The sequence below is a fragment of the Streptomyces sp. MB09-02B genome (assembly GCF_033794485.1).
GTDB lineage: Bacteria > Actinomycetota > Actinomycetes > Streptomycetales > Streptomycetaceae > Streptomyces.
In genome coordinates this window covers 1-5,242 of sequence record NZ_JARGEE010000542.1, presented here as the reverse complement: position 1 = coordinate 5,242, position 5,242 = coordinate 1, and the positions used below count along the sequence as shown (strand labels likewise).

Here is a 5,242-nt window from a genome sequence, read left to right as displayed (position 1 = left end):
GTTCAGCTCGGGGGTCCGGGGTGCGTCGCCGAGTGCGGGTGCGTGGGGCGTCTCGCGCAGTTCCCCGCGCCCCTGAAAAACAGGGGCTGCGCCCCGTGCTTTTCAGGCCCGCAGGGCCTGGTCCTTCAGGGGCGCGGGGAACTGCGCGACCAGCCACGAACCGGCCCGCAGTCTGCAACCGACAGTCACCCGGCAGACGAGACGCAGCAGTCGGCTTCAGCCCAGCGCAGCGGTCACGCGCCCCACCCCGCCTGCTCCCCTCCCACCCGCTCCTCGACGATCTTCGCCGCCCACCCGGACGCGCGGTACGCCTTCAACGGCTCGGGGTCCAGCCCCATCTCCTCCCGCACCTCCCGCAGCAACGGCCGCACGTCCGTGTTGTACGCGTCCATCACGACCGCGTTGGCCTCCAGCACGTTCCCGGCCTCCTGAGCGGAGCGCAACGCGTCCCCGTCCACCAGCAGCGCCTTCGCCGTGGCCTCCTGCACGTTCATCACGGACCGGATGATCGCCGGGATCTTCGCCTCGATGTTGTGGCACTGGTCGAGCATGAACGCGACCTCGGGAGTGAACCCACCGCCGCGCACGACCTCGTACATGATCCGGAACAGCTGGAACGGGTCGGCCGCCCCCACCATCAGGTCGTCGTCGGCGTAGAACCGCGAGTTGAAGTCGAACGCGCCGAGCTTCCCCTCGCGCAGCAGCGTCGCCACGATGAACTCGATGTTGGTCCCCGGCGCGTGGTGCCCGGTGTCGACCACGACCTGCGCCTTCGGCCCGAGCTTCAGGCAGTGGGCGTAGGCGGTGCCCCAGTCCGGCACATCCGTCGTGTAGAACGCCGGCTCGAAGAACTTGTACTCCAGCAGCATCCGCTGGTCGTCCCCGAGCCGCTCGTAGACCTCGGCGAGGCCCTCGGCCAGCCGGTCCTGGCGGCTGCGGATGTCGTCCTGGCCGGGATAGTTCGTCCCGTCCGCGAACCACAGCTTCAGATCGCGCGACCCGGTCGCGTCCATGATGTCGACGCACTCCAACAGGTGGTCGACGGCCTTGCGGCGGATCGCCGCGTCCGGGTGGCAGACGCTGCCCAGCTTGTAGTCGTCGTCCTGGAAGGTGTTGGAGTTGATGGCGCCCAGCTGCACGCCACGCTCCTCGGCGTGCTTCGCCAGAGCCGCGTAGTCCTCCACCTTGTCCCAGGGGATGTGCAGCGCCACGGTCGGCGCCACGCCCGTGAACTCGTGGACCTTGCCGGCGTCGTCCAGCTTCTCCCAGGGATCGCGCGGTACACCCGCCTGGGCGAACACCTTGAAACGGGTTCCGGAGTTTCCGTACGCCCACGACGGCGTCTCGACGGCCTGTGTCTTGAGAGCGGCCTTCACCGCGGCGAGCTCGGTCACGTCAGGGCTCCTACCGGCTTCGATGTCTGAAACGATTCAGCACGGGAAACTATGAGCGACACGCCGGGCTGTCAACCCCCCAGGTCAAGCCGGCTTTCCGTGACCCGGTTGTGACCTCTCATATCGAAAAATTTTCGACCGAAACCCATTGACGTGACCTGCGAGTGGTGCCTAACGTCCCGGCAACCAAGTTGAAACCTTTCACGACGCAGTGAGGCAGCTTCTCCGCTAGCCACCGGCCGTCGTCGAGGAGCCCCCATGACCTACCGGTCCGACAAGGGTCCGGCCCCCGTTCTCGCTCTGAAGGGCGTCTCCAAGTCCTTCGGCGCCGTGCGCGCCCTGCGGGACGTTTCCCTAGAGCTGTTCCCGGGCGAGGTGCACGCACTCGCCGGGGAGAACGGCGCGGGCAAGTCGACCCTCATCAAGAGCCTCGCCGGGGTGCACCGACCGGACTCCGGTCAGGTGCTCCTCGACGGCGAGCCCACCGTGTTCCACGGCCCGGCCGACGCCCGGGACGCGGGCATCGCCGTGATCTACCAGGAGCCCACGCTCTTTCCCGACCTCTCGATCGCCGAGAACATCTTCATGGGCCGCCAGCCGCGGCGCGCCCTCGGGCGCATCGACCACAAGGCCACCCACGCGGCCACCCTCGCGCTGATGCAGCGGCTCGGTGTCGAACTCGACCCCGACCGCCCGGCGCGCGGCCTCTCGATCGCCGACCAGCAGATCGTCGAGATCGCCAAGGCGCTCTCCTTCGACGCCCGCGTCCTGATCATGGACGAGCCGACGGCGGCCCTCACCGGCAGCGAGGTGGCCCGGCTCTTCGGCGTCGTCCGCACGCTGCGCGAGCAGGGCTCGGCCGTCCTCTTCATCTCCCACCGCCTGGAGGAGATCTTCCAGATCTGCCAGCGCGTCACCACCCTGCGCGACGGGGCCTGGATCTCCAGCGAACCGCTCGACGGCATGACCGAGGACGACCTGGTCCGCCGCATGGTCGGCCGCGACCTGGAGGAGCTGTACCCCAAGCAGGAGGTCGAGCCGGGTGAAGTCGCGCTGAGCGTGCGCCGGCTGACCCGCGAGGGCGTCTTCACCGACGTCTCCTTCGACGTCCGCCGGGGCGAGATCGTCGGCCTGGCCGGCCTCGTCGGCGCCGGCCGTACGGAGGTCGCGCGCGCCGTCTTCGGCATCGACCGCTGGGACGCCGGCGAGGTCTCCCTCGACGGCAAGGCGCTCACCAACGGCGCCCCCTCCACCGCGATGGCCGCCGGGCTCGCCCTGGTCCCCGAGGACCGCCGCGCCCAGGGCCTGGTGATGGACATGTCCATCGAGCGCAACATCGGCCTCACCGGACTCCGTACGACCGTCAGGGCCGGCCTGATGGACCGGGGCGCCGAGCGCAGCCGCTCCCTCGACTGGGCCGTCAAGCTCCAGGTCAAGTACGCCCGGATCGCCGACACCGTCAACACCCTGTCCGGCGGCAACCAGCAGAAGGTCGTCCTCGCCAAGTGGCTCGCCACCGGCCCGAAGGTGCTGATCGTCGACGAGCCCACCCGCGGCATCGACGTCGGCACCAAGGCCGAGGTGCACCGCCTGCTCAGCGAACTGGCCGCCGACGGCGTGGCCGTGCTGATGATCTCCTCCGACCTGCCCGAGATCCTCGGTATGGCCGACCGCGTGCTCGTGATGCACGAGGGCCGGCTCACCGCCGAGATCCCTCGCTCCGAAGCCACCGAGGAATCCGTGATGGCCGCAGCCACCGGGAGGGCCGCCGCATGACGGTGACCACCCCTCAGACCCCCGTCGCCGAGGTGCCCAAGTCCAGCGGCACCCGGCTCGTGGACCGCGTCTTCAAGATGCGCGAACTCGCCATCCTGGCCGTCTTCCTGGTGATGATCGTCGTCACCCAGCTCGGCAACAGCGAGTTCCTCACCGAGCAGGGCATCAAGGACCTGCTGCTCAACGCGACCATCCTGGTGCTGGTCGCCGTCGGCCAGTCACTGGTCGTCATCACCCGCAACGTCGACCTGTCGGTCGGCTCCACTCTCGGCATCAGCGCCTTCGCCGCCGGTACGTACCTCCAGGGCGGCGGCAACGCGGTCGTGGCCGTGCTCCTGGCGGTCCTGATGGGCATCGGCTTCGGCCTGCTGAACGGACTGCTCGTCAGCCTCGGCCAGGTGCCCGCCCTCGTCGTCACCCTCGGCACGCTCTACATCATCCGCGGCATCGACTCCATCTGGGTCGGCTCCCGGCAGATCGTCGCCTCCGGACTCCCGGACGGGTTCATCGACTTCGGCTCCGGCGGCATCTACGCCGTGCCCTATCTCGCCCTCATCGCGCTGGCGGTGCTGGTGGCCACGGCGTACTACCTGAAGCACTTCGGCAGCGGACGCGAGCTGTACGCGCTCGGCTCCAACCCGGAGGCCGCCCGCCTGGCCGGTATCCCGGTCCGCAAGCGGATCCTGGTCGCCTACACCTTCTGCGGCGCCCTCGCCGGCCTCGCAGGCGCGCTCTACCTGGCCCGCTTCGGCAACGTCGACTCCAGCACCGGCAACGGCTACGAACTCACCGTCGTCAGCGCGGTCGTCGTCGGCGGTGTCGTCTTCACCGGCGGCTCCGGCAGCGTCTACGGCGCGGCGCTCGGTGCCCTGCTGCTGACCTCCATCAACAGCGTGCTGCCCGCCCTCGGCGTCAGCTCGGTGTGGGTGCTCGCCATCAACGGCATCCTGCTCATCCTCGCCATCGCCGTGGACCGCGTGGTCGCGGTGCGCGTGGCGACCGCCCTGAAGAAGAGGAACGCCCGCCATGGCTGACTCCACGCTGTCGCGCGCCGTTCGCTGGGACACGGTGGTCGGGGCCCTCCTCATCGTCGTGCTCCTGCTGTCCTTCACCACCGTCGACGGCTTCGGCAACGCGCTCAACCTGTCCTTCCTGATCGGCAACACCCTGCCGATCGCGCTGGTCGCCCTCCCGATGACCCTCCTCGTGGTCTCCGGCGAGATCGACCTCTCGGTCGCCTCCACCGCCGGCCTCTCCGGCGCGGTGATGGGCGCCCTGTGGAACCAGGGCATGACCATCGAGACGATCATCCCGATCTGTCTGGCCCTCGGCGTGGTCTGCGGACTGATCAACGGCCTGCTGGTCACCAAGCTCGGTCTGTCCTCCCTCGCCGTCACCATCGGTACGCTCGCCGCCTACCGGGGCATCGCGCAGATCGTCCTCGGCTCCGACGCGGTCACCGACTTCCCCACCCAGTACCTGGACTTCGCGGCGGGCCGGATCGGCGACAGCTTCGTCCCGCAGGCCTTCATCCCCTTCCTGGTCCTGCTCGTGATCGCCGTGATCGCCCTGCACGCCACCCCCTTCGGCCGCTCGGTCTTCGCGACCGGAGCGAGCGAGGAGGCCGCCCGGTTCGCCGGCATCCGGGTCAAGCGGCAGAAGCTGATCCTCTTCACGGTGACCGGCCTGATGGCCTCCCTCACCGGCATCTTCTGGGCCCTGCACTACGCCAGTGCCCGCTACGACAACGCCACCGGGCTCGAACTCTCGGTCGTCGCGGCCGTGCTGCTCGGCGGTATCGACTTCGACGGCGGCAAGGGCACGCTCGGCGGCGCGATCGCCGGCGTCTTCCTCCTCGGCACCCTGCAGAACGTCATGAGTCTCCAGGACGTCTCCGCCCAGTCGCAGATCGTCGTCACCGGCGTCCTGCTCGTCCTCTCCGTGCTCGGCCCCCGGGTCGCACGCCAGATCTCCGTCGCCAGGGCAGGCCGCAGAGCCGCCCCGGCGCCGGTCACCAAGGCGCCCGCTCCAGCCCCCTGAACGGCTGGGCCCCCACCGCCGACCCCGTACCG

The 5,242-nt window shown here is 69.5% G+C and carries 4 protein-coding genes; 3 read left to right on the top strand and 1 reads right to left on the bottom strand.

The window, feature by feature from the left end:
• Window positions 1-233 precede the first annotated feature (233 nt).
• The gene (rhaI, locus tag P1P70_RS40140) at window positions 234-1,394 is read right to left on the bottom strand and encodes an L-rhamnose isomerase (protein ID WP_319246760.1); all 1,161 of its coding nucleotides are present in this window, start codon (window positions 1,392-1,394) and stop codon (window positions 234-236) included.
• 258 nt (window positions 1,395-1,652) lie between these two features.
• Here rhaI and P1P70_RS40135 point away from each other — a divergent pair, with 258 nt between their 5' ends.
• Genes P1P70_RS40135 through P1P70_RS40125 form a run of 3 tightly spaced genes read left to right on the top strand, consistent with a single transcriptional unit; the run spans window position 1,653 to window position 5,210 of the window.
• Window positions 1,653-3,170, top strand: coding sequence for a sugar ABC transporter ATP-binding protein (locus P1P70_RS40135; protein WP_319246758.1), 1,518 nt, complete (start codon window positions 1,653-1,655; stop codon window positions 3,168-3,170).
• Window positions 3,167-4,204, top strand: coding sequence for an ABC transporter permease (locus tag P1P70_RS40130; RefSeq protein ID WP_319246756.1), 1,038 nt, complete (start codon window positions 3,167-3,169; stop codon window positions 4,202-4,204). Before P1P70_RS40135 ends, P1P70_RS40130 begins: the two co-directional genes overlap by 4 nt.
• Window positions 4,197-5,210: an ABC transporter permease gene (locus P1P70_RS40125; RefSeq protein WP_319246754.1), complete on the top strand. Its 1,014-nt coding sequence runs from the start codon at window positions 4,197-4,199 to the stop codon at window positions 5,208-5,210. Before P1P70_RS40130 ends, P1P70_RS40125 begins: the two co-directional genes overlap by 8 nt.
• Window positions 5,211-5,242 lie beyond the last annotated feature (32 nt).